Source organism: Micromonospora sp. 15K316 (assembly GCF_004348525.1).
Classification (GTDB): domain Bacteria; phylum Actinomycetota; class Actinomycetes; order Mycobacteriales; family Micromonosporaceae; genus Micromonospora.
In genome coordinates this window covers 1-3,806 of the sequence record NZ_SMKG01000351.1, presented here as the reverse complement: position 1 = coordinate 3,806, position 3,806 = coordinate 1, and the positions used below count along the sequence as shown (strand labels likewise).

Genomic DNA, 3,806 nt, shown 5'->3' with positions numbered 1-3,806 from the left:
GGTCGAGGCTTCCCTCGACCCGGCCCGCTGGTGATCCGGTGGATCAGCCGTGCGCCTTGCCCCGGCCGCCGGGGCCGACCTTCTTGCGCGGGCGTACGGAGATCTCGATCGGGCTCCCCTCGAAACCGAACTCCTCGCGGAGCTTGCGCTCGACGAACCGCTGGTAGCCGGCGTCCAGCGGCCCGGTGGTGAAGAGCACGAAACGCGGCGGGGCCGCCCCCGCCTGGGTGGCGAAGAGGATGCGTGGCGCCCGGCCGCCCCGCACCGGGTGCGGGGTGGCCTGCACGAGCGCCGTGAGCCACTGGTTGAGCCGCGACGTCGGGATGCGGGTCTCCCAGCTGTCGAGGGCCTTGTGCAGCGCGGGCGCCAGTTTGTCGACCGCGCGGCCGGTCATCGCCGACAGGTTCAGCCGGATCGCCCACGGGATCCGGCGCAGCTCCCGGTCGATCTCCTTGTCCAGGTAGTACCGGCGGTCGGCGTCGACCAGGTCCCACTTGTTGAAGGCGATCACCAGGGCCCGCCCGGCGTCGGTGACCATCGACAGGATCCGCTGGTCCTGCTCGCTGATCGGCTCGCTCGCGTCGAGCAGCACCACCGCGACCTCGGCCGCCTCGATGGCCGACGCGGTACGCAGGCTCGCGTAGTACTCGGTCCCGCTGGCCTTGCCGACCCGCTTGCGCAGCCCGGCCGTGTCGACCAGGTGCCAGGTCTCGCCGCCGATCTGCACCAGGCTGTCCACCGGGTCGACGGTGGTGCCGGCGACCGAGTCGACGACCGCCCGCTGCTCACCGGAGAAGCGGTTGAGCAGGCTGGACTTGCCCACGTTCGGCCGGCCGACGAGCGCCACCCGGCGCGGGCCGCGCGGCCCGTGCTCGACGATCGCCGGGGAATCGGGCAACGCCGCCATGATCGCGTCGAGCAGGTCGCCGGAGCCCCGGCCGTGCAGGGCGGAGACCGGCAGCGGCTCGCCCAGGCCGAGCGACCAGAGCGAGGTCGACTCCATCTCGATGGAGGTGTTGTCCGCCTTGTTCGCCACCAGGATGACCGGCTTGGCGCTGCGTCGCAGCATCCGCACCGCGGCCTCATCCACATCGGTCGAACCGACCATCGCGTCGACCACGAAGAGGACCACGTCCGCGGTCGCCACGGCCGTCTCGGCCTGCGCGGCGATCGCGGCCGCCCGGTCCTTCGCGTCCGGTTCCCACCCGCCGGTGTCCACCACGGTGAACGCCCGACCGGCCCACTGGGCGTCGTACGGCACCCGGTCCCGGGTCACCCCGGGGACGTCCTCGACCACCGCCTGCCGCCGGCCGATGATCCGGTTGACAAGCGTCGACTTGCCCACGTTCGGTCGGCCGACGACGGCCACCACGGGCTGCGGGCCGGTCGGCTCCTCGGTGTCGAGGTCCGACTCCCGCAGCTCCACCCAACCGCCTGCGTCACTCATGCCGCCGCCTCCTTCCGGTCGGCGCCGCCACGAGGCTCAACCGCGTTCCGTCTGATGAATCGCTCGCTCATGCCACTCCCCGCTCGGTGAGCAGGGTGTGCAGCTGCTGGACGACCTCGTCGATGCCCAGCTCGGTGGTGTCCAGCACGACCGCGTCCGACGCCTGCTGCAACGGCGAGGTCCGGCGGGTCGAGTCCAGGTGGTCCCGGCGGGCCAGGTCGGCGGCGGTGACCGTCGCGTCGGTGGCGTCCTCGGCGCTGCGCCGCGCCGCCCGGGCCGCCTCGGAGGCGGTCAGGTAGACCTTCAGGTCGGCGTCCGGCGCCACCACGGCACCGATGTCCCGGCCCTCCACCACGATCCGGCCGGCGTTCGCGATCATCTCCTGCTGACGGGCGACGAGCAGCGCCCGGACGGCCGGCACGGCCGCCACGGCGGAGACCGCCTGGGTCACCTCGGGGCCGCGGATGTCCGCGTCCACGCTGACACCGTCGGCGGTCACGCCGTACCCCTGCGGATCGGTGCCGATGCGCAGGTCCACCTCCTGGGCGACCTTGGCCACGGCCTCCGCGTCGGTGAGGTCGACTCCGGAGCGCAGCACGGCCCAGGTGATCGCCCGGTACATCGCCCCGGTGTCCAGGTAGCGGGCACCGAGACCGGCGGCCAGCCGCCGGGAGACGGTGGACTTTCCCGAACCGGACGGCCCGTCCACAGCGACCACGCACCGCCCGGCCCGCACGTTTTCCTCCACCGTCGTCCTCCTCAGCCCGTACCTCACGGATCGCCGGCCTTCCGGCGCCGTGAGCGGATGTCCCTGGTCAATGATGCCCGCGGCTCCCCACGGAGCGCGCGCGACGCCGCCGGGCGCGACCCGCGCCACCGCGCGGCCGTCACCCGACCGCCACGGAGCCTACCGGCAGCCGTACCCCGTCCGGCGGGGTCAGTCACCCACCGCCTTGAAGAGCGCGGCGACTTCGGCGTTGGTGAGGCGGCGGGTCCGCCCGGCGCGCAGGTCACCGAGGCGGATCGGCCCGATGGAGGTACGGATCAGCCGGGACACCGGATGTCCGACCTCGCCCAGGATCCGCCGGACGATGTGTTTGCGCCCTTCGTGCAGGGTCAGCTCCACCTGGGCGCTGCGCCCCAGGGTGTCCACCACCCGGAACGAGTCGACCTTCGCGGGGCCGTCCTCCAGCTCCACCCCGGCCATCAGCCGCTTGCCGAGGTTGCGCGGGATCGGGCCGGACACCTCACAGAGGTACGTCTTCGGCACCCCGTAGGAGGGGTGCATGAGCCGGTGCGCCAGGGTGCCGTCGTTGGTGAGCAGCAGCAGGCCCTCGCTGTCGGCGTCGAGCCGCCCGACGTGGTAGACGCGCTGCTCGACCCGGTTGCCGAGGAAGTCCGCGAGCGCGGTGCGCCCCTTCTCGTCCGCCATGGTGGAGACGACGCCGCGCGGCTTGTTCATGGCCAGGTAGACGAGGCGGGCGTCGGTGACCACCCGCTCCCCGTCGACGAAGATCACGGCGGTGGTGGGGTCGACCTTGTCGCCGAGCTGCGCGACCCGCCCGTTCACCGTGACCCGGCGCCGGAAGATCAGGTCCTCGCAGGCGCGCCGGGAGCCCACGCCGGCGGCGGCGAGCACCTTCTGCAGGCGCTCGGCGTCCTCCGGGACGTCGGTGCGGGGGGTGCGGTCATCGCGTGGCATCGCTCAGCTCTTCCACATCATCGGGCAGGAACGGCGCGAGCGGCGGCAGCTCGTCGACCGTGTTCAGGCCCAGCTTCTCCAGGAACAGGGTGGTGGTGCGGTAGAGGAAGGCGCCGCTCTCAGGCTCGCTTCCGCACTCCTCCACCAGGCCGCGGGTGACCAGGGTACGGATCACCCCGTCACAGTTGACACCCCGGATCGCCGAGATCCGCGAGCGGGTGACGGGCTGCTTGTAGGCGACCACGGCGAGCGTTTCCAGCGCGGCCTGGGTCAGCCGTACCGACTGCCCCTCCAAGACGAACCGTTCCACGTAGCCGGCGTATTCCGGCCGGGTGTAGAGACGCCAGCCACCGGCCGCCCGGCGCAGCTCGAAGCCGTACCCGGACGCGGTGTAGCCGGCGGCGATCCGGTCGAGCATCGCACCGACGCGCGCCGGCGGCTGCTCCAGCACCTCGGCCAGGGTCGCCTCGGCCACCGGCTCGTCCACCACCAGCAGGATCGCCTCGAGCGCCCCGCGCAGCTCGGTGTCGTCCAGCTCCGGCGCGGGCTCCGGGGCCGCGGCCGCACGCCGCCGGGGCGCCGGCTGCTTCCGGGGTACGCGACCCGCCGCCCCCTCCGCCGCCGCGTCACCGGTCGTCGGCGCAGGCTCGCCTACCC

The 3,806-nt window shown here is 73.2% G+C and carries 4 protein-coding genes; all 4 read right to left on the bottom strand.

Annotation, left to right across the window (positions count from 1 at the left end):
• Positions 1-43: 43 nt before the first annotated feature.
• Positions 44-1,447 carry a ribosome biogenesis GTPase Der gene (gene der / locus E1211_RS31210; RefSeq protein ID WP_132353692.1) on the bottom strand — a complete coding sequence of 468 codons (1,404 nt, stop codon included), beginning with the start codon at positions 1,445-1,447 and terminating at the stop codon, positions 44-46.
• A 67-nt stretch (positions 1,448-1,514) separates the two neighbouring features.
• A complete protein-coding gene (gene cmk / locus E1211_RS31205) occupies positions 1,515-2,195 on the bottom strand; it encodes a (d)CMP kinase (RefSeq protein ID WP_132353690.1) in 681 nt (226 codons plus the stop codon).
• A gap of 189 nt (positions 2,196-2,384) precedes the next feature.
• Positions 2,385-3,149, bottom strand: coding sequence for a pseudouridine synthase (locus tag E1211_RS31200; protein WP_132353688.1), 765 nt, complete (start codon positions 3,147-3,149; stop codon positions 2,385-2,387).
• Positions 3,136-3,806, bottom strand: a 671-nt coding sequence (scpB, locus tag E1211_RS31195) for an SMC-Scp complex subunit ScpB (RefSeq protein WP_132353686.1), incomplete at its 5' end; no start/stop codon positions are given. The genes scpB and E1211_RS31200, both read right to left, overlap by 14 nt.